The sequence below is a fragment of the Paraburkholderia acidisoli genome (assembly GCF_009789675.1).
GTDB lineage: Bacteria > Pseudomonadota > Gammaproteobacteria > Burkholderiales > Burkholderiaceae > Paraburkholderia > Paraburkholderia acidisoli.
The window spans coordinates 1,208,844-1,228,724 of sequence record NZ_CP046913.1 but is presented as its reverse complement, the minus strand read 5'-3'; the positions used below and the strand labels follow the sequence as shown (position 1 = coordinate 1,228,724).

General features: G+C 65.7%; 19 protein-coding genes and 1 riboswitch. Of the genes, 15 read left to right on the top strand and 4 right to left on the bottom strand.

Annotated elements, in window-relative coordinates:
* The first annotated feature begins 127 nt into the window (after positions 1 to 127).
* Both FAZ98_RS05315 and FAZ98_RS05310 read left to right on the top strand, forming a co-directional pair.
* A complete protein-coding gene (locus FAZ98_RS05315) occupies positions 128 to 376 on the top strand; it encodes a hypothetical protein (RefSeq protein ID WP_158949450.1) in 249 nt (82 codons plus the stop codon).
* Positions 377 to 741: 365 nt separating this feature from the next.
* Complete coding sequence (locus FAZ98_RS05310; RefSeq protein ID WP_158949448.1) at positions 742 to 1,014, top strand: hypothetical protein; 273 nt, start codon at positions 742 to 744, stop codon at positions 1,012 to 1,014.
* Between the two features lie 193 nt (positions 1,015 to 1,207).
* On the opposite strand, the gene FAZ98_RS05305 is transcribed toward FAZ98_RS05310, so the two are convergent.
* The gene (locus FAZ98_RS05305; protein WP_158949446.1) at positions 1,208 to 1,573 is read right to left on the bottom strand and encodes a hypothetical protein; all 366 of its coding nucleotides are present in this window, start codon (positions 1,571 to 1,573) and stop codon (positions 1,208 to 1,210) included.
* Between the two features lie 544 nt (positions 1,574 to 2,117).
* Here FAZ98_RS05305 and FAZ98_RS05300 point away from each other — a divergent pair.
* The 7 genes from FAZ98_RS05300 to FAZ98_RS05270 all read left to right on the top strand — a co-directional run bounded on the left by FAZ98_RS05300 (position 2,118) and on the right by FAZ98_RS05270 (position 9,583).
* The gene (locus FAZ98_RS05300) at positions 2,118 to 3,233 is read left to right on the top strand and encodes a LacI family DNA-binding transcriptional regulator (protein WP_158949444.1); all 1,116 of its coding nucleotides are present in this window, start codon (positions 2,118 to 2,120) and stop codon (positions 3,231 to 3,233) included.
* A gap of 255 nt (positions 3,234 to 3,488) precedes the next feature.
* On the top strand, positions 3,489 to 4,502 hold the full coding sequence (locus FAZ98_RS05295; RefSeq protein ID WP_233272696.1) for an ABC transporter substrate-binding protein: 1,014 nt from the start codon (positions 3,489 to 3,491) through the stop codon (positions 4,500 to 4,502).
* A gap of 38 nt (positions 4,503 to 4,540) precedes the next feature.
* The gene (locus FAZ98_RS05290) at positions 4,541 to 5,365 is read left to right on the top strand and encodes an ABC transporter permease (RefSeq protein ID WP_158949442.1); all 825 of its coding nucleotides are present in this window, start codon (positions 4,541 to 4,543) and stop codon (positions 5,363 to 5,365) included.
* Between the two features lie 8 nt (positions 5,366 to 5,373).
* Positions 5,374 to 6,297, top strand: a complete 924-nt coding sequence (locus FAZ98_RS05285) for an ABC transporter permease (RefSeq protein WP_407672037.1) — start codon at positions 5,374 to 5,376, stop codon at positions 6,295 to 6,297.
* Entirely contained in the window at positions 6,294 to 7,361 is a 1,068-nt protein-coding gene (locus tag FAZ98_RS05280) for an ABC transporter ATP-binding protein (RefSeq protein ID WP_158949440.1), read from the top strand. The genes FAZ98_RS05285 and FAZ98_RS05280 overlap by 4 nt, the downstream gene beginning before the upstream one ends.
* 22 nt (positions 7,362 to 7,383) lie before the next feature.
* Positions 7,384 to 8,211, top strand: coding sequence for a phosphodiesterase (locus FAZ98_RS05275; RefSeq protein ID WP_158949438.1), 828 nt, complete (start codon positions 7,384 to 7,386; stop codon positions 8,209 to 8,211).
* Positions 8,212 to 8,362: 151 nt separating this feature from the next.
* Positions 8,363 to 9,583, top strand: a complete 1,221-nt coding sequence (locus FAZ98_RS05270) for an MFS transporter (RefSeq protein ID WP_158949437.1) — start codon at positions 8,363 to 8,365, stop codon at positions 9,581 to 9,583.
* 68 nt (positions 9,584 to 9,651) lie between these two features.
* Here the strand turns inward: FAZ98_RS05270 and FAZ98_RS05265 are convergent, their stop codons facing one another.
* Positions 9,652 to 10,191: a ferritin-like domain-containing protein gene (locus FAZ98_RS05265; protein ID WP_158949435.1), complete on the bottom strand. Its 540-nt coding sequence runs from the start codon at positions 10,189 to 10,191 to the stop codon at positions 9,652 to 9,654.
* Positions 10,192 to 10,574: 383 nt separating this feature from the next.
* Here FAZ98_RS05265 and FAZ98_RS05260 point away from each other — a divergent pair, with 383 nt between their 5' ends.
* Entirely contained in the window at positions 10,575 to 10,712 is a 138-nt protein-coding gene (locus FAZ98_RS05260; protein WP_158949433.1) for an entericidin A/B family lipoprotein, read from the top strand.
* Between the two features lie 229 nt (positions 10,713 to 10,941).
* Here the strand turns inward: FAZ98_RS05260 and FAZ98_RS05255 are convergent, their stop codons facing one another.
* A complete protein-coding gene (locus tag FAZ98_RS05255; protein ID WP_158949431.1) occupies positions 10,942 to 11,913 on the bottom strand; it encodes an EamA family transporter in 972 nt (323 codons plus the stop codon).
* A 911-nt stretch (positions 11,914 to 12,824) separates the two neighbouring features.
* Between FAZ98_RS05255 and FAZ98_RS05250 the strand changes: the two genes are divergently transcribed.
* The 5 genes from FAZ98_RS05250 to FAZ98_RS05230 all read left to right on the top strand — a co-directional run bounded on the left by FAZ98_RS05250 (position 12,825) and on the right by FAZ98_RS05230 (position 18,461).
* Entirely contained in the window at positions 12,825 to 13,229 is a 405-nt protein-coding gene (locus FAZ98_RS05250; protein WP_158949429.1) for a GreA/GreB family elongation factor, read from the top strand.
* 79 nt (positions 13,230 to 13,308) lie between these two features.
* Positions 13,309 to 13,438, top strand: a riboswitch (TPP riboswitch).
* Positions 13,439 to 13,537: 99 nt separating this feature from the next.
* Positions 13,538 to 15,469, top strand: coding sequence for a phosphomethylpyrimidine synthase ThiC (gene thiC, locus FAZ98_RS05245; RefSeq protein ID WP_158949427.1), 1,932 nt, complete (start codon positions 13,538 to 13,540; stop codon positions 15,467 to 15,469).
* Between the two features lie 204 nt (positions 15,470 to 15,673).
* Positions 15,674 to 15,895, top strand: a complete 222-nt coding sequence (locus FAZ98_RS05240; RefSeq protein ID WP_158949425.1) for a glycine zipper 2TM domain-containing protein — start codon at positions 15,674 to 15,676, stop codon at positions 15,893 to 15,895.
* Positions 15,896 to 16,150: 255 nt separating this feature from the next.
* Positions 16,151 to 16,636 carry a hypothetical protein gene (locus FAZ98_RS05235; RefSeq protein ID WP_158949423.1) on the top strand — a complete coding sequence of 162 codons (486 nt, stop codon included), beginning with the start codon at positions 16,151 to 16,153 and terminating at the stop codon, positions 16,634 to 16,636.
* A 226-nt stretch (positions 16,637 to 16,862) separates the two neighbouring features.
* Positions 16,863 to 18,461, top strand: coding sequence for an L-lactate permease (locus FAZ98_RS05230; protein WP_158949421.1), 1,599 nt, complete (start codon positions 16,863 to 16,865; stop codon positions 18,459 to 18,461).
* A 106-nt stretch (positions 18,462 to 18,567) separates the two neighbouring features.
* Here FAZ98_RS05230 and bamC read toward each other — a convergent pair whose 3' ends face one another.
* Positions 18,568 to 19,776 (bottom strand): outer membrane protein assembly factor BamC, encoded by a 1,209-nt coding sequence (gene bamC, locus FAZ98_RS05225; protein ID WP_158949419.1) that lies wholly within the window; start codon positions 19,774 to 19,776, stop codon positions 18,568 to 18,570.
* Positions 19,777 to 19,881 lie beyond the last annotated feature (105 nt).

Genomic DNA, 19,881 nt, shown 5'->3' with positions numbered 1-19,881 from the left:
AAACATCTCGCGGAGTGCATAAAACAAGTGGTTTTACGCGCCGCATGTGTTGCACTGCATCGCCGGGAAACTCCTGGATTCGGACGTCGATCGACTGGGATAGTCTCAATACAAAGGAGACGAAATCATGAGACAAGCATTCAATGTCGGTGTCTGTATCGTCCTCGCACTTCTCCTCGCGAACCGCGCGTTCACACGCGTGCAAGCTCACGAGGCCGGGTCGCTCACCTGCGCGCAAGGTTCCGCGCTCGTGAAAGCCAAAGCGCTACTGCATGGCTTCGGCGAACACGGCGCCAGCGCACAGGGCGAGAGCTTCCTTTCGTCCTGCCTCGTGTCCGGCCAGGGTCAGGTCGGCGACGTGATCGCCCACGACTAAGGTCGTTCAGCGCGTTCTTGTCGTTCGCAAGGCGGCACGCTGCCGGAGGTGGCGTGCGCGTTATCGCCCTGAAGGGTCGCGCAACGCTCGTGAGCCTTGTGAAACGTGGCGCCCGCCAAGGGTTTGAGTTCGGTCGCACCTGATTCTCGAACTGATCTCGCCCCGATAATCGGCGTACGCCCCTTCGGCGCGCTTTCTCCGCGCGCCGTCTCGTTGCATGCGCGACACTCCGCTTGCCAGAATCCCGTTTCTACCGTCGCTCTTGCGGGCTTTTTGCCTGCCTGACGGCGCGTGCGCTCCGCTTTCTTTCGGGTTGCCAATGTCACGCTTTGGCGGCGAGAATGCTCGCGGACCACGGAGAATCTATGAAAGGACACATCCTCCTGCTTGGAGTCAGCATGCTGGCAGCCTGCACGTCGGTGACCGGCATCAATTCGAGACAGGATGGTCATCTCACCGTCACGAGCCGCGCGCGCTGGGACCTCGTTTCATGGAATCGCGTCCGCTCCGCTGGCGTGAGCGAAGCGCAGTCGTACTGCCGCAAGCAACAGAAGCAGATGCATGCCGTGGCCGTTCACAGCACCGGCGTACGCGGCATGACGACACAGACAGTAGAAGTAATCTTCGACTGCATCTGAAATTATTTCCCGCCATTACGACTTCTTTCCGCTCCGTAAGCGGTCACTTCTTCCGCACGCCCCGCCAGCCGGGCTTTTCCGGCCGTTCCCCGCACCGCCAGGTCCTTGATTATCTTGCGATAACGCAACACTATGTTGTCGTTCTCCCTGATACCCAATTCACATAGCCGGGTTACACTGACGAAACATTTTGTTACGTATTGACCTGGTGCGCATCATGTTGACCGCTTTCTTCATTGCCTGCCCCTTCGCAATCGCAGCCTTGTTCGGTTTCGCCAAGCTGATCAATCCGCACACCGGTCGAATCGGCACGCGCTGATCGCTTTCCGTTTCCCTGAACGTCCGGCAGGTTCGCCGGAGCGCGCTCTTTGCCGCGCCGGCCGTCTCGATCGCGCATTTGGCCAGCGCGCCAAACGTTGCCGTCCTTCGTTTTCTCCTTCCCGATCGCCCTTTTCCGCGTGTGTCTTTGCGTGACGAGCCGGGCATTCGCGCGCCCATGAAAAAACCCGCGAAGCGTGACGCTGTCGCGGGTTTGCGCAATCCAGACAATGAAACGCACGAAGCCAGCTTCGCCGATTCACTGAACAACAATGGTGCCGGGGACCGGGCTCGAACCGGCAGGCCGTGAGGCGGCGGATTTTCGTCACACTACGCCTTTCGACGCCGCGTCGCAGCTGCGAGGCTCGCAGGTGACGCGTTCGTGCGCTGGACTATGCCTTCGCCGTTGCCGCTCGCCGCGTTGTACACGCCGCGCGCCGCCTTAGGCGCCCCCCGTCTAGTCTCTACACCTTCCACGCCGCCGCTGTGCGCGACGGCGGGCTTGGCTCGGCGTTGCCTCGGGTTCGACTTGCGCGCCGTGTCGCAAGCCCCAGGGGTTTCGCCGAATTTGAGGGGTTCTGCACCGGCCGTTTCCGGTCGGGCACTCAATATTTTAAGTCCGCTATGTTTACCAATTTCATCACCCCGGCAGGGCGGACGCGATTCTACCATTGCGCACCGCACAGCCAAAGGCCGCGCCACGCGCCGCGTCATCGCGCGGTCATATGCAGTTCCGATAATCCCTGCATCGAAAACGTTTACAACGACGCCGGGGCCGCACACGCATGACGCCAACCATCAAGGATGTCGCCGCACACGCGGGCTTCTCGATCGCCACCGTCTCGCGGGCGATCAACGCGCCGCACACCGTCAATCCGGTCACGCTCGCGCGCGTGCGCGAAGCCATCGACGCGCTCAAGTTCCGCCCCAACCCGCTCGGCCGCCAGTTGCGCGGCGAACGCTCGCGCCTTATCGGCGTGGTGCTGCCCACGCTCGCTAATCCGGTGTTCGCCGAATGTCTGCAGGGTATTGACGATCTCGCTTCGGCGCAGGGCTTTCGTCTCATGCTGATGACGACGCAATACGACGCCGACCGCGAGCGCCATGCGATCGAAACGTTGCGCGCGCAACGGGTGGAAGGCCTGATCCTGACGGTCGCCGACGCGGATACGCATCCGCTGCTCGACGAACTCGACGCCGACGGCCCGCTTTACGTGCTCATGCACAACGACACGAAGCGCCGCCCCTCGGTGTCCGCCGACAACCACCAAGCCGCCTACGACGGCGTGCGCATGCTGATCGCGCATGGCCACCGGCGCATTCTCATGCTGGCCGGCACGCTCGCGGCCTCCGACCGTGCGCGTCAGCGTCACGCCGGTTACGCGCTCGCGATGCAGCAGGCGGGCCTCACGCCCGCGCCCGCGCTGGAAATCGACTTCAACGCCGAAGAACTCGCGCCTGCCGTGCTCGCGCATCTGACCCACGGCCCGCAGCGCCCGACCGCCCTCTTCTGCAGCAACGATCTGCTCGCGATGGTGGTGATGCGCGGCCTGCGCCGTGCGCGCATGCGCGTGCCGCAAGACATGTCGATACTCGGCTTCGACGGCCTCGCCGTGAGCGAACTGCTCGCGCCGCCGCTCGCGAGCATCGGCACGCCCAACGCGGAAATCGGCCGGGCCGCGTGGCAGCGGTTGATGGCGCGCATCGGCGGACATTACGTGGGACCGCTCGCGCACACGCTGCCGCACGATCTGCGCATGGGCGGTACCGTCGCGGCGATCGCGCATGCGCCGCTCGCCGCGCACGGGCGCGACGCGCAGAACGCGGGCAGCGAAACGAGTGGCGGGATGCGTGGCGGATCGAGCGGCAAGGCAGGCGGCCGCAACGTCGACCTCGCCTGAGCGCGCGCCCGCATCGTTCGCATGAGCCGCCTCGACACGTTCGACACGTTCAGCCCACGCCTCCCGTTTCGCTGCGCCTCCGCTTTATCGGCCTGACGACGTACCCAAGCCACGACCGGGCGACCTCACGACGCCGCCCGCCATGCCCCTAACAAGCAGAACGCTTTTCATCCGACCTGGAGACCTGCCGTGATTCGCCGACTCGCCTTCGCCGGCCCGCTCTCGCTGACCCTGCGTGCGTTCGCCGCGCCCGCGCTGCGCGCCGCCAGCGCCGCCGCCCTCGTCGTTGGCAGCTTCGCCGCGCTCCTCGCGCCCGGCAGCGCGCACGCCGACGCCACCGCGATCTGCTACAACTGCCCGCCCGAATGGGCCGACTGGGCCGCGCAGATCAAGGCGATCCAGCAAAAGACCGGCATTCGCGTGCCGTTCGACAACAAGAACTCCGGTCAGGCCATCGCGCAACTGATGGCCGAACAAAAAAGCCCGGTCGCCGATGTCGTGTATCTCGGCGTCTCGTCGGCGTTCCAGGCGAAGGACAAAGGCGTGATCGCGCCGTACAAGCCCGCGCACTGGGACGACATTCCCGCCAACGAGAAGGACCCGCAAGGCTACTGGTTCGCGATCCACTCGGGCACGCTCGGCTTTTTCGTCAACAAGGACGCGCTCGACGGCAAGCCCGTGCCGCGCTCGTGGGCCGACCTGCTCAAGCCCGAGTACAAAGGCATGATCGGCTACCTCGATCCGTCCAGCGCCTTCGTGGGCTATGCAGGCGCCGTGGCCGTGAATCTCGCGCTCGGCGGCACGCTCGACAACTTCCAGCCGGGCCTCGACTGGTTCAGCAAGCTCAAGGCCAACCAGCCGATCGTGCCGAAGCAGACCGCCTATGCGCGCGTGCTCTCGGGCGAAATTCCGATCCTGCTCGACTACGACTTCGACGCCTATCGCGCGAAGTACAAGGACGGCGCGAACGTCGAATTCGTGATTCCGAAGGAAGGCACGATTTCCGTGCCCTACGTGATGAGCCTCGTGAAGAACGCCCCGCACGCCGACAACGGCAAGAAAGTGCTCGATTTCGTGCTCTCCGACGAAGGCCAGAAGCTGTGGGCCAACGCGTATCTGCGCCCGGTGCGCGCGAACACGCTCTCGCCCGAGGCCGCCGCGAAGTTCCTGCCCGCGAGCGAATACGCGCGCGCCAAGCCGGTGGATTTCGGCAAGATGGCCGCGCAGCAACAGCGCTTCGGCGAGCGCTATCTGCAGATCATGCACTGAGCCGTGTTCGCTTCATCGCCCCATCATTTGCCCGATTCATGCACGACCTGACTTTTCCGTTGCGCTGGCGCGTGGCGCTACTCGCGCCCGCGCTCGCCGTGTTTCTCGCCTTCTGGCTGCTGCCGATGGTCACGCTCGTGCAGGTCAGCGCCGACGGCCATTTCCTCGACACGTATCGCGCCCTCCTCACCAACGGCCGCTACATGCGAAGCCTCGTGGCAACCGTCGCGCTGTCGGCGGCCGTGACCGCTGCGACGCTCGTGATCTCGACTATCTGCGGCCTGCTGCTCGCGCGCCGCGCCTTCCCCGGACGCCGCACGCTGCTCGCGCTGCTCACGTTTCCGCTCGCGTTTCCGGGCGTGGTGGTCGGCTTCATGGTCATCATGCTCGCCGGGCGCCAAGGCTTGATCGGCGCGCTCGCGCTGCGCTTCACGGGCGAGCGCTGGGTGTTCGCGTATTCGATGGCGGGCCTCTTCATCGGCTATCTGTACTTTTCGATTCCGCGCGTGATCGTCACGGTGATGGCGGTCGCGGGCCAGCTCGACGCCTCGCTCGAAGAAGCCGCGCGCTCGCTCGGCGCCTCGCCGTGGCGCGTGTTTCGCGACGTGGTGCTGCCCGCGCTCACGCCGGGACTCGTCGCCGCGGGCGCAATCTGCTTCGCGACGGCGATGGGCGCGTTCGGCACCGCCTTCACGCTCGCCACCGACATCGACGTCTTGCCGATGACGATCTACACCGAGTTCACGCTCAACGCGAACATGGTGACGGCGGCCGGTCTCTCGATCGTGCTCGGCGTGGTGACGTGGGCCGTGCTCACGCTCGCGCGCAGCGTGACGGGCTCGGCCGTCGCGGCCACCGCATGAAGTCGCCCATGAAGTCGCCCCTGCATTCGCTGCCCGCTTCCACGCGCTCGCACAACGACGACGCACCCGGCGCGCAACGCACGCCGCGCCGTTTCGCGGTGCCCACCGCCCGCACGTGGATCGCGTGCGGCCAGTGGCTCGTCACGCTCGCCACCTGCGCGTTCCTGATCGTGCCCGTGGTGATGTCGATCGTCGCCGGGCTCACGGTCAACTATTTTCGCGGCGTGGCGAGCGGTCTCACGCTGCGCTGGCTCGACGAAGTCTGGACGCAATATCACGCGAGCGTGTTCCTCTCGCTCGAAGTGGCCGCCGCGACGCTCGCCGTCACCCTGCTCACCGGCGTGCCAGCGGGCTATGCGCTCGCGCGCAGCAAGACGCGTCTGTCGCGCGTGATCGAAGAACTGCTCGTGCTGCCGGTCGCGCTGCCGGGCCTCGCTTCGGCGCTCGCGCTGCTCGTGGTCTACGGCGGCTTCTCCGCGTTTCGCATGAGCGTGGCGTTCATCGTGGTCGGCCACGTGGTGTTCACGCTGCCGTTCATGGTGCGGCCCGTCGCGGCCGTGTGCTCGCAAGCGGATCTGCGCACGCTCGAAGAAGGCGCCGCGAGCCTCGGCGCGAGCTTCTGGCAGCGCTTCGTGACGATCGTGCTGCCCAACGCGCGGCCCGGCATCGTGGCGGGCGCGCTCGCCGTGCTCACGCTCTCGATCGGCGAATTCAACCTCACGTGGATGCTGCACACGCCCGACACGAAAACGCTGCCCGTGGGTCTCGCCGACACCTACGCCTCGCTGCGGCTCGAAGTGGGCAGCGCGTACACGATCCTGTTCTTCCTGATGACCATGCCGCTGCTCGTGGCAATGCAATGGCTCGGCGTGGACGTGCCCGGCGTGGCGGGAAAGCAGCACAAGCGGCAGAAACCGAAGGACACCGTATGAAACTCGAATCGATCCCGATCACGCTCACGCGCTGCGCCAAGACCTTTCACGGAGCGCGCGTGCTCGAAGCGCTCGATCTGACGATCGGCGCGGGAGAAACGCTGGTGCTGCTCGGCCCCTCGGGCTGCGGCAAGACCACCACGCTGCGCATCATCGCCGGTCTGGAGATGCCCGACGCGCACGGCCGGGTGGCGTTCGGCGACGAAGACGTGACCGCGCTGCCCATCGAACGCCGCAAGGTCGGCATGGTGTTCCAGAACTACGCGTTGTTTCCAAACCTCGACGTGCGCGGCAACATCGGCTACGGCCTCAAGATCCAGCGCGTGCCCGCCGCCGAGGCGCGGGCCCGCGTGGACGAACTGCTCGCGATGATGCGCCTCGAAGCGCACGCCGCGAAGCCCATCAGCCAGCTGTCGGGCGGCCAGCGGCAGCGCGTGGCGCTGGCCCGCGCGCTCGCGCCGCGTCCGCGCGTGCTGCTGCTCGACGAACCGCTCACCGCGCTCGACGCGCGCCTGCGCGACACCTTGCGCGCCGAGATGAACACGCTCCTGCGCGAACTGGGCGTGACGACCGTGTACGTCACGCACGATCAGGCCGAGGCGATGGAACTGGGCGACCGCATCGTCGTCATGAGCGCGGGCCGCATCGAGCAGATCGGCACGCCGCGCGAGATCTACTACCAGCCCGCGAGCCGCGCCGTCGCGCAGTTCATCGGCACGCTCAACCGGCTCGCCGGAGAATGGCAGGACGGCATGCTGCGCACGAGCGGCGGCGCAATACGTGTAGAGCGTGCGGCCAGCGCGACGCATGCGGCAAGCACCAACCCATCGGGCGCGGCGGAGCTGTTCTTCCGCCCCGAAGACGCCACGCTCGCCGATCCCGCCGTCGCGCCCTTGCGCGGCGTGATCGAACAGGCCACGTTTCTCGGCGAGCGCACGCGCCTCACGATCGGCGGTGCGGCACCCGATGCGCTTTTCGTCGATGTCGCGGGCCGGATCGAACTGGCTCGCGGCACGCCTGTCGGTATCGCGATCGCCCCGGAAGCATTGATCGCGCTCGCGTAATTTCTACACAGTGGAGAATTCCATGTTGCTCGTCCAGATCAGCGACCTGCACATCAAGCAACCCGGCGCGCTCGCCTACCGTCGCGTCGATACGGCGGCGAGCCTCGCGCGCACCATCGCGCGCCTGAACGCCCTCGCGCCGCGCCCCGACGCCGTGCTGATGACCGGCGATCTCGTCGACCGCGGCACGGTCGAGGAGTATCGACATCTGAAAACCTTGCTCGACACGCTCGAGATTCCCTACTGGCTGCTGATCGGCAATCACGACGCGCGCGAGCCGCTGCGCGAAGTCTTCGCCGATCGCCCCGAACTGCGCGAAGGCGGCGACTTCATTCAGTACGCCGTCGACCTCGGGCCGCTGCGCGTGATCGCGCTCGATTCGATGCAGCCGGGCCAGAGCGCCGGCACGCTCTGCGAGGCGCGTCTCGCGTGGCTCGCAGAGCAGCTCGACGCCGCGCGCGAGTTGCCCGTGATCGTCGCGCTTCATCATCCGCCGTTCGATTGCGGCATCGCGCACATGGACGCGATTCGTCTCGAGCCGCGCGCCGCCGAGCAACTCGAAGCGCTGATCGCGCGCCACCCGAACGTGGAGCGCGTGCTGTGCGGCCACGTGCACCGGCCGATGTTCGTGCGCTTCGGCGGCACCATTGCCGCGGCCGTGCCCGCGCCCGCGCACCAGGTCACGCTCGATCTGGCGCCCGACGCGCCTTCGACCTTCACGCTCGAACCGGCCGCTTACGCGATCCATCGCTACGAGGCGCGCGGCGGGCTCGTCACGCACCACGGCTACGTGGACGCGTTCGACGGTCCTTACCCGTTTCACGATATGTCCGGCGAACTGATCGCCTGATTCCCGCTTCCCGTACCCCGCACCCGGTCGCGGCGGCGGCGCGCGCCTGCGCGCCGCGCCGCCAGCGCCATCAGCACGATTGCGCGCGCTCCGGTATGATCGGCACGCTCCAAGCCAGCCGACGCATGCCGGGCGCCGCCCGCCTCACATCATGTCCCACACCGATTCCGCAACCGCCGGCGAGAGCCGCTCGTTGCGCGGCCTTTTGCTCCTGCTCGCGACCATCGCGGGCGTGACGGTCGCGAACATTTATTTCAACCAGCCGCTGCTCGACGATTTTCGTCAAAGCTTTCCGTCCGGGGCCGCGTGGATCGGCGCGGTGCCCGCGGCAACGCAACTCGGTTACGCGCTCGGCATGCTGCTGCTCGCCCCGCTCGGCGACCGCTACGACCGCCGCCGCATCATCCTGCTGCAGATCGCGCTCGTGTGCGTCGCGCTGCTCGTCGCGGCCACGGCGCCCACGCTCGTCGTGCTGATCGCCGCAAGTCTCGCCATCGGCGTGCTGGCCACCATCGCGCAACAGGCCGTGCCGTTCGCCGCCGAACTCGCGCCGCCCGAAGGCCGCGGCCATGCGGTCGGCACCGTCATGAGCGGCCTGCTGCTCGGCATCCTGCTCGCGCGCACGGCGGCCGGTTTCATCGGCCAGTACTTCGGCTGGCGCGCGGTGTTCGGCGCGTCGATCGTCGCGCTGCTCGTGCTCGCCGTCGTCATCGTCAAAAAGCTGCCGAAAAGCCAGCCGACCTCGACGCTCGGCTACGGCAAGCTGATCGGCTCGATGTGGCATCTCGCGGTCGAGCTGAAAGGCCTGCGCGAAGCGTCGGCAACGGGCGCCTGTCTGTTCGCGGCATTCAGCCTGTTCTGGCCGGTGCTCACGTTCCTGCTCGCGGGCGAGCCATTCCATTTCGGTCCGCAGGCCGCCGGGCTGTTCGGCATCGTGGGCGCAGCGGGCGCGCTGGCCGCGCCGTGGGCCGGCCGTTCCGCCGACAAGCGCGGGCCGCGCGCCGTCATCACGCTCTCGCTCGCGTTGCTCGCGCTGGCGTTCGTGATCTTCGCGTTTTCGGGGAAAAGTCTCGTCGGTCTCGTGATCGGCGTGATCGTGCTCGACGTGGGCGTGCAGGCCGCGCAGATCTCGAACCAGTCGCGCATTTACGCCCTGCGGCCCGAGGCGCGCAGCCGCGTGAATACGGTCTACATGGTCTGCTATTTCATTGGCGGCGCGACGGGCTCGGCCGTGGGCGCGATCACGTGGCACGCGTTCGGCTGGGTGGGCGCGTGCGTCGCGGGCCTGGCCTTCACGGCGCTCGCGGGCTGGATCCACTATGCAACGCGCCCGCGCGAAGGCGCGGGCGCTCAGGCTTCGTCGGCGCAATAAACGCCTGCGGGCTTGATCTGGCGATGCGCGCCGGGCGACCGGCGCGTCTCTCGCTCGACGTCTTCCGCTTATTTGTCGAGCAGGTCGCTCATGTCGTCGGCGTGTTCTTCTTCCACCGCCAGAATCTCTTCGAAGATACGGCGCGTGGTCGTGTCGCCTTCGCCGAGATACTGGATGATCGAGCGATAGCTCTCAATGGCGATGCGCTCGGCGATCAGGTTCTCGCGGATCATGTCTTCGAGATTCTTGCCTTCCTTGTATTCGGAATGCGAGCGTTCCACGAGGTGCGCCGGCGAGAAGTCGGGCTCGCCGCCGAGCTGGACGATACGCGCCGCGAGCATGTCGGCGTGCTGTTGTTCTTCGTTCGCGTGCTCGAGAAATTCTTGCGCCACCGCTTCGGACTCAATGCCCTTCGCCATGAAATAGTGGCGCTTGTAGCGCAGCACGCACACGAGTTCCGTGGCGAGCGAATCGTTGAGCAGCTTCAGCACGGTCTTGCGATCCGCACCGTAGTTTTCGGTGACGGGGCCTTGCTCGAGATTGCGGCGCGCTTCCTCGCGCACGCGCTTGAGGTTGAATTCATACGAAGCGTGGGTAGTAGTCGACATCTCACTCTCCTTCGAACGTTGGTGCCTTGTGGGTTGGCGTTGGCGTGAATCCGGTCAATCTGGCCACAACTCGCCGTCCGCACTCGCGCATACCGTGCAAAAGCTGCACATGGCTGCACGTAATGCGGCGCGCCGGTTTGCATCGTTGATGGGCAGGCGCGTGGCGGTCGGGATTCGATCCGCGAACGTACTGCAAGCTCGCCCGCACACCGACAAAACCCGACGGGACCGCTTCACGCCGACATTCGCCTAGCGCAAACGCCGCTCCCGAGCCGGTTTTTCGCGCCGGAAACGGGTCGGCGGCACCCTGAAAAAAGTACCGAATCTTTCAGGCACGCCCCGTGCGCAAGGAGAGTTCCCTAGACACCGTGGAGGATCTCCTCATGAAGCGCCTGATTGCACTCTTTCTCGTTACCGCATCGATCGCTGGCCTGGCCGCCTGCAATACGATTGCGGGCGCCGGCGAGGACGTTTCCGCTGGCGGCCACGCCGTCACGAACTCCGCCGAAAAGGCGAAGTAATCGGGCTGACGACGGTGTTGGCGCCGGTGGGCCCGTGCACGCCGTTGTAATGTGCGTATCGAGGACGAAAACCGGCTGGATGTGAACGAAGTCTGCGAACGGCCGCGCCGCGAATCCATCGCGGCGCGGCCGTGCGTTTATTGGCGGGAGTAGAAGGCTGTTCGAGGCTGCCCGCGTGATCGCGATGCGTTGGCCGGCGAGGGCGCCAAAGCGACACCCACGCCGGTAATCAAGCGGCGCGGCGCCGGTCGTCGAAGATGAACGACAAGCCGACACTGCCCAAAATCAGCACGGTCGCGATGACCGTGGCATGCGTGATCGGCTCGCCGAGGAATAGCGCGCCCAGCGCGACGGCCACAACCGGATTCACGTACATGCAGCTGCTCGCCACGAGCGGGCTCGTATGGCGAATGAGATAGCCATACGCGACATACGCGGCCATCGTGCCGATCAACATGAGGTAGAGAAACGCGGCCACGGGCAAAAAATGCAGCTCGCCCATACGCTCACCGCTGACCCACGCGACGAGCGTCGAAATCGCGCCGCCCAGGCCGATCTGCAAGGCCGTGGCGATGAACAGATCCTTCGGCAGCGCGAGCCGCCCGGCCAGATGCGCGCCCACCGCCCAGAACAGCGCGCCGCACAGAATCGCGAGACAGCCGCCCGGCGTACCCGAGGCGCCCCCGCCGCGACTCAGGATCGCAATGCCCACGAGCCCGAGCGCGATCGCGCCCCACTCGGCTTTCGCGACGCGGCGCCCCGAGAGCGCGGCGATCAACGTGGCGAACAGCGGCACCGTGGCGACCATCACGGCCGCCGTACCCGTGCCTACGGTACGCATGCCGTACGCGAGCATGCCACTCGACAAGCCCACCAGCATCGTGCCGACCACGCCCGCGTTGCGCACCTCGACGAGCGTTGGCATCACAGGCCGCCGGCGCAGCGCGAACACGAACAAACCGATGCCCGCGAGCAGGTTGCGCAGGCCCGAGAGCAGCAGCGGCGGAAACGATTCGAGCGCCACGTGCACGCCCAGATAGGTCGAGCCCCAGACGAAATAGACGACGGCCAGCGCCAGCGCGACCTGACCGCCGCGCGTTTGCGGCAGCCGCAGCGAGCGCGCGAAGCGCCATAGCGCCGTGGCGAAGCGCAGCGCGCCAGCAGCAAGCGTGCGCGTGGTGGAGCGAAGCGGCGTCGTCATGACGCGAAACCGGGAAGACGGATGGCGCGCGGACATCCCGGCGTGAGTGCGGCGGCGGGACGAGTGAAGCTCGACGACATGGTGCGGAGGCGAAAAAGGCGCTGAGGACGCGGGAGACGCTGAAGAAAACGGAGCATGAAACGATGACTACGCGCGACCCGAAAAGTGCCTGCGATAGTGATGCAGACTCCTTCACACCGACTCGTTGAGACAAGTTCGTTCAGACCGATCCAGGCCCTGCGCGCCACGCATTATGCAGCATCGCATGGCGTTGCGGCCGCTTTCGAAAGGCTTTATGCGCAACAGTTGCAGGCGCGCAAAACGCGGTCGCTCCGCAGCCTGGACGGCGTGCTGTTTTCTTCTGTCGACAGGAAAAAATCGCGCGGGCTCCGATCTTGCGCTAGCTTATCGAGATCGTGCTAGCATCAACAATTCTTTCGATTCACTTTCATATTTTTACGGGCCGAGCCTGACCGTTATGGTCGGCTCGGCCCAAAATCGTCTCCATGCACACGTTAGCTTCACGCCCCGATTCCGCCCTGCCGCCGTGCGCTTCGCACGGTGCGCTGGCGCGCGCGCGCGGCGTAACGTCGTGCAAGCCGCCTGGCGGCCCGCTTCATAGCCCGCCTGGCAAATCGCGTGGGTACGCCGTCCCAGCCGTCGCGCGACATCCTTTCGCGAACCCGGCTGCGCACTTCCGCCATTCGCCCACGACCCCGCGCGCCCCGCTCCACGCCGCCCGGCGTCCGCACTGAACGCTTCCTTCGCTGCACCGGAGCCGTTTCGTCGGGCTCCGGGCCGATCCATCACGTCTCGTTAGCCGCGCTGTGCCGCCGCTGAAACTCGAACCGCACCATCGATCCCGATAACCCGATCGATACACCGCTCCGCTCGCCGGAAGGAGAACCGCCATGTCGTCCCGAAAAATCCGCTACCTCACCGAACTCGATCTCGCGCGCCTCGAAAAAAGCGCCGCGGAACCCGGCGCCGCCGCGCGCCAAACCATGCTCGACGAATTCCTGGAACGCGCCGAGATCGTCGAGCCGCGCGATGTCGGCGCGAACATCGTCACGATGAACTCGCAGGTCACGCTCGTGAACGATCAGGGCGAGCCGTTCACCTACACGGTCGTGTATCCGCAAGGCGCGAATGTCGAGCAAGGCCGCCTCAACGTGTTTTCGCCCGCGGGCCTCGCGCTGCTGGGCGCCAAACGCGGCGACACGGTGCGCTTCATGCCGCCGAGCGGCGCGGTGGAAACGCTCAAGATCGAGCGCATCCTGTTCCAGCCCGAAGCCGCCGACGACTTCTCGCTGTAAGCGCCCGCGAGCCATGCCGGGCACACGGCGCGCGCAAAGGCACTTGCCAGATCGTCGCAGCGCGGTGTATCGTCTGGCCTTGCTTACGCGGGGGTCCTGCGTCATGCGCCGCACTGAACGAAAGTCGTGCAGCGTATTGCGCGGGTGAGAAATACCCTTTGAACCTGATCTGGATAATGCCAGCGCAGGGAAGCGTCCGGACTTCGCAGCCTCATTCGCACGTCATCCTTCATCGCGAAGTCCGTCCACGTTCCGTCTCGTCTCCTGCTAAGCCTCGTTCCCACTTTGCTTTGCATGGAGAGACAGGCATGAACGCCAACCCCAAATTCATTTCCGCCAACGCGCACGTCGACGAAGCCGCCATCGCGCCGCTGCCCAATTCGCGCAAGATCTACGTGAGCGGCTCGCAGCCCGACATCCGCGTGCCCATGCGCGAGATCACGCAATCGGACACGCCCACGGGCTTCGGCGGCGAGAAGAATCCGCCGATCTACGTCTACGATACGTCGGGCCCGTACACGGACCCGGAAGCGCAGATCGACATTCGCGCGGGTCTGCCCGCAGTGCGTCAGGCGTGGATCGAAAAGCGCGGCGACACCGAAGCGCTGCCGGGCCTCTCCTCCGACTACGGCCGCGAGCGCGCCGCCGACCCGGCCACGGCCGAGTTGCGTTTCCCCGGCCTGCATCGCACGCCGCGCCGCGCGCAACGCGGCAAGAACGTCACGCAGATGCACTACGCGCGTCAGGGCATCATCACGCCCGAGATGGAATACATCGCGATTCGCGAGAACCAGCGCCGCGCCGAATACCTCGAAAGCCTCAAGACCAGCGGCCCGAACGGCGCGAAGCTCGCCGCCATGATGGGCCGCCAGCATCCGGGCCAGGCGTTCGGCGCCGCGGCCTTCGGCAAGGATGCGCTCAAGGAAATCACGCCCGAATTCGTGCGCGAGGAAGTCGCGCGCGGCCGCGCGATCATTCCTGCGAACATCAACCACCCGGAAAGCGAGCCGATGATCATCGGCCGCAACTTCCTCGTGAAGATCAACGCGAACATCGGCAATTCGGCGGTGACGTCGTCGATCGGCGAGGAAGTCGACAAGATGACGTGGGCGATCCGCTGGGGCGGCGACACCGTCATGGATCTCTCCACCGGCAAGCACATCCACGAAACGCGCGAGTGGATCCTGCGCAACTCGCCGGTGCCGATCGGCACGGTGCCGATCTATCAGGCGCTCGAAAAGGTCAACGGCAAGGCCGAAGACCTCACGTGGGAAATGTTCCGCGACACGCTCATCGAACAGGCCGAGCAAGGCGTGGACTACTTCACGATCCACGCGGGCGTGCGCCTGCAATACGTGCCGCTCACGGCCAACCGCATGACCGGCATCGTGTCGCGCGGCGGTTCGATCATGGCCAAGTGGTGCCTCGCCCATCACAAGGAATCCTTCATTTACGAGCATTTCGAAGAGATCTGCGAAATCATGAAGGAATACGACGTGAGCTTTTCGCTGGGCGACGGCCTGCGCCCCGGCTCGATCTACGACGCCAACGACGAAGCGCAACTCGGCGAACTGAAGACGCTCGGCGAACTCACGCAGATCGCGTGGAAGCACGACGTGCAGGTGATGATCGAAGGCCCGGGCCACGTGCCGATGCAGCTCATCAAGGAGAACATGGACCTGCAACTGGAATGGTGCGACGAAGCGCCGTTCTACACGCTCGGACCGCTCACCACCGACATCGCGCCGGGCTACGACCACATCACCTCGGGTATCGGCGCGGCCATGATCGGCTGGTTCGGCACCGCGATGCTCTGCTATGTCACGCCGAAGGAACACCTGGGCTTGCCGAACAAGGACGACGTGAAGGAAGGCATCATCACGTACAAGCTCGCGGCGCACGCGGCCGATCTGGCCAAGGGTCATCCGGGCGCGCAGGTGCGCGACAACGCGCTCTCGAAGGCGCGTTTCGAGTTCCGCTGGGAAGACCAGTTCAACATCGGTCTCGATCCGGACAAGGCGCGCGAGTTTCACGACGAGACGCTGCCGAAGGACTCGGCCAAGGTCGCGCACTTCTGCTCGATGTGCGGCCCGCACTTCTGCTCGATGAAGATCACGCAGGACGTGCGCGACTTCGCGGCGAAGCAAGGCATGAGCGACGCCGAAGCGCTCAAGAAGGGCATGGAAGTGAAGGCGGTCGAGTTCGTGAAGCAAGGCGCCGAGATTTATCAGCGTCAATAAAGGCGCAGTCATCGCGTCGATCAGCGGCCGCACGGCGATGCCCGTGCGGCCGCCCGCGTGCTGATACATTTTTTAACGACTCCGACAACTCGCTGACAAGCGCATACACCCGGATACCGGTCGTTTGCCTACGATGCGTGTATTGGAGGTGCGACGTGTGCATACGCCCATGACGCACTGCACATAACTTCTCGGAGTCGGACAATGAAAACCCTCGCACGTGCACGCACTTTGGTTACGGCGGCGTCGATCGTCGCCGTGCTGGGCAGTCTTTCGGCTTGCGACAACATGTCGAGACGCGACCGCGATACCGCGATCGGCGCCGGTGTGGGTGGTGTCGCGGGCGCGGCGATCGGCGGCAGCGCGCTGTCGACGGTGGGCGGCGCGGCCGTCGGCGGCATTATCGGCAACCAGGTCGGCAAGTAAAACCTGCGCATCAGGAAAAACAGCGCGATGTAGATTCGTGCGCGATCTACATCGCGTTGGCGTCGCGTTGGCCGTATGTGCGTCTCGCGCGGCCGCGGTCCCGCGGTCCATTTTCTGGCGCGGCGTTCAGTGCGTCGCGCTGAAACAATCCTGCTGAAACAATCCGTTAACGAGCTGTTCTCGAACGGCAACCCATCGCGAACACTTCGGGCGTAAGCTCATCCGGTTACGTGCAGCAACGCCGGGGAGTTCGCCATGAAGCCGTCCAGACTATCGTTGATCGCCCTCGCGGGTGCCACGCTCGCACTCTCGGGCTGCTATTACTACACCCCGTACGGCTACTCGCCCTATCCCTATTACTACGGCGCCACGGTGCCCGCCTCGGGCACGCAGCAGGCAACCGCCGTTGCGCGCACCGCGAATCCGAATCCGGCGCCCGCCGCCGTTCCCGACGCCCAATATCCGGGACCGCTCTACTCCACCCAGCCCGTCGCGCTCGCCGTGCCCGCGTACTCCGCGTGGCCGGGCTACTACCCTGCTGCTTACCCCGCTGCTTACCCTTACCCAGCTTACCCCGCTTACGGCGCCTGGCCCGCTTATGGCTACGGCTACGGTTATGGCTGGGGCGCGCCCGCTATTTCGTTCGGCTTCGGCTACTGGAGCGGCGGCGGCCATTGGGGCGGCGGTGGCGGGCACTGGGGCGGTGGCGGCGGGCACGGCGGCGGCGGACACTGGCATTGATGCGCATACGCGCAACGTGGGACCGGCGCCTCCGTTCGTGAAGGCGCCCGCAGGCACATCCCGAAACGGTGCCGGACCGTAGTTTCCCTCCCTTGACGCCTCCCTCACGTTTCCTATTCTCGAAAGGGCTTCGGGGATTTGAAGCACAGCCTTAATACGCTGACGACGTGCCCCGGCGCGCGCGCTCACTCGCCGCGCCGATTCGAACCAGCACAAAGGAGACGTCATGTTCCACCAGCTGTTGACTCCCATCGGCAATTCGCTGCTGTTTTCCTTCCTCGTGGCCGTGCTGCCCATCCTGACGGTGCTCGCGATGCTGGGCTGGGCGCGCCGCCCCGCGTGGCAGGCGTCGCTCGCGGGTCTCGTAGTGGGCTTGCTCGTGGCGGTGCTCGGCTGGCAATTCCCCGTGGGGCTCGCGATCGATTCGGTGCTCGCGGGCGCCGTGTTCGCGCTGTGGCCGGTCATGTGGATCGTCGTCACGGCCATCCTGCTCTACAACATCGCGCTGCGCTCGGGCCGTTTCGCCGCGTTCCGCATGTGGCTGCTCGACAATCTGCCGAACGACCGGCGCATCGTGCTCGTGGTGATCGGCTTTTCGTTCGGCGCGCTGTTCGAAGGCATCTCGGGTTTCGGCACGCCGATCGCCATCACGAGCTCGCTGCTCATCATGCTCGGCTTCCCCACGCTCGAAGCGCTCACCTTCACGCTGATCTTCAACACGGCGCCGGTGGCGTTCGGCGCGCTGGGCGTGCCGATCACCGTGCTCGGCGCCGTCACCCACCTGCCCGCCGACTTGCTCGCGCAAATGGTCGGCCGCCAGTTGCCGTTCTTCGCGCTGCTGCTGCCGTTCTACGTGATCGCCATCTACGCGGGCGTGGGCGGCATGCTGCGCATCTGGCCCGTGCTGCTGGTTTCGGGCGGCAGCTTCGCGATCACGCAGTTCCTCACCGCGAACTACATCAACTACAGCCTCACGGATGTGCTCTCTTCGCTGGTCTCGCTGATCCTCACGATCCTGTTCCTGCGCGTCTGGAAGCCCGCGCCCGATGCCCGCTTCGCGATCAAGGTCGATCGCGCGAGCGAGGTGCGCGGCAGCGTGACGGGCGCGCAAGGCTGGTATCCGTGGATCATCGTGGCGGCCGTGGTGATCGTCTGGACGGTCGCCAAGGTGTTCACGATCGGCGACGTCAAAGTGCCGTGGCCCGGCCTCGACAAGGCTGTCTTCATCACGCTCTACAAGACGCCGTACGGCGCGATCTGGGACTTCCAGCCGCTCGCGACGGGCACGGCCATTCTGGTCGCGGCCATCATCACCGCGTTCGTGGTGCGCCTGAAACCCGCCGAGTTCGTCGCGGCCATCGGCGACACGTGGGTGCAAACGCGCATCGCCATCCTCACGGTCGCGACCATCGTCGGGCTGGCGTTCCTCATGAACTATTCGGGGCTCACGTACACGCTCGGGCTCGGCGTGGCCTCGGTGGGCGCGTTCTTCCCGCTGGTCTCCGCGTTCCTCGGCTGGGTGGCCGTGTTCCTCTCGGGCAGCGACACCTCGGGCAACGCGCTGTTCGGCAATCTGCAGGTCGTGGCCGCGCAGCAGCTCAACCTCAATCCCGTGCTGATGGCGGCCACCAACTCGTCGGGCGGCGTGATGGGCAAGATGATCTCGCCGCAGAACATCGCCACGGGCGTCGCCACCACCGAACTCAAGGGCCAGGAAGGCCACGTGTTCGCCAAGACCTTCAAGCATTCGATCCTGCTGACGGTGCTGCTCGGCATACTCGTGTGGCTGCAGCAGAACGTGCTGACGTGGATGATTCCGCATTGAAGGCCGCCGCGAGCGCGATTGGCGGCGGCCAAGAAAAAAGCCCGCGAAATGCGGGCTTTTTTTATCGAACGCCGATATGGGTGACCGGCGATCCAGCGCTTGACGCTCAGTGCAGTTCGTCGACCACGAGGCTCATGATCTCGCGTGCCGGGCGCGACGAATCGACCTGACCGTTGTCGTCGATGATCGCGACACGCGTCTGGTTCTCCGTCACCGCGCGCACGTTGACCTTGTACTGCTTCGCGACCTTTTCCTTGCGGCCGTGGAAGATCTGGTTCCAGAAGCCCTGCTCGGCCGACGTCATGTCCTTCGGGTCGACGTAGCGCACGTAGTAAATGCCCTTCGTGCGGTCGCTGTCGTCCACGGTGAAATTGCCGCGGTCGAGCGCGATGCCCACGCGCACCCAGGCGCGGTCGTACGGCTCGCCGAGCGTGAGTTCGGTGGACGAGTACTGACCCGAGGTGCCTTCCGAACCGCCCGACTGCTGACCCACGGCCGCGACGTTTTGCGCGGCGATGGACGCGGCGGCGGCGTCGGGCACCTTCTTCGGGTTGGCCTTGGCGTCGGCTTCGGCCGCGATCTGCGCGTCGGGCACGCCCGGCTTCGCACGCGAGAGCGTGACCATCAGGCGCTTGAGGTATTCGGCTTCGAGACCCGGATCGTTGGGCTTCGGCACCCACTTGCTGGTGTCGTTGTTGGTGCCCGACAACTGCTCGCTCAGCCCCTTCTGGCTGATGAACACGTAAGTGCCGCCCGTGGGCGACGTTTCGAGGCGCGTGCGGTACTTGTTGCGCTCGGCGGTCACGTACGAATTGCCCGTGGCCCACGAGAGCGTATTGCGGATGATGCCGTCGCTGATCTTCGGATGGGTTTCGTTCCAGTCCGTTTCCATCACGCCCTTGTCGCGCTGGTCGACGACGAGCAGGAAGCCTTGCTCCTGCCAGAAGCGGCGCACCTGCGCCCAGACCTGGTCGGGCGTGCGGTTGTCGATGACAAGCCAGCTTTCCGTGCCGTCACGCTGAAGATGCATGCCCGGCAATTGCGGCAGCACCGACGTCTGGTCGGACGGCGGCGCGTCGGCCTGGGTCTGCTTCAGGGACGACAGCGACGTTTCCCCGCCTTGCGGCGCGAGCGTGCGCTGGTCCGACGTTTCGTCGAGCATGTTCGGCGGCACGGCCAGCGAAGCCTGCTTCGCCTTGGCGTCACTACGGTAATCGATCTTGCCCGGCGTCGGCGAGCTGCAGCCGGCGACCAGCCCGCCTGCCATCAGGAGCGCGACCGCGCGCGTGGCAAGACGTTGATGAAAATCACTCATGTTTCGGGTAATCCCTCGGCTACGCCACGGCCACCTTCCGTGGATCAATCAGCCATTTTACCGGGCTAGCGGCCTGCTGTGCAAAATCCGCAATACTCGCGCGTT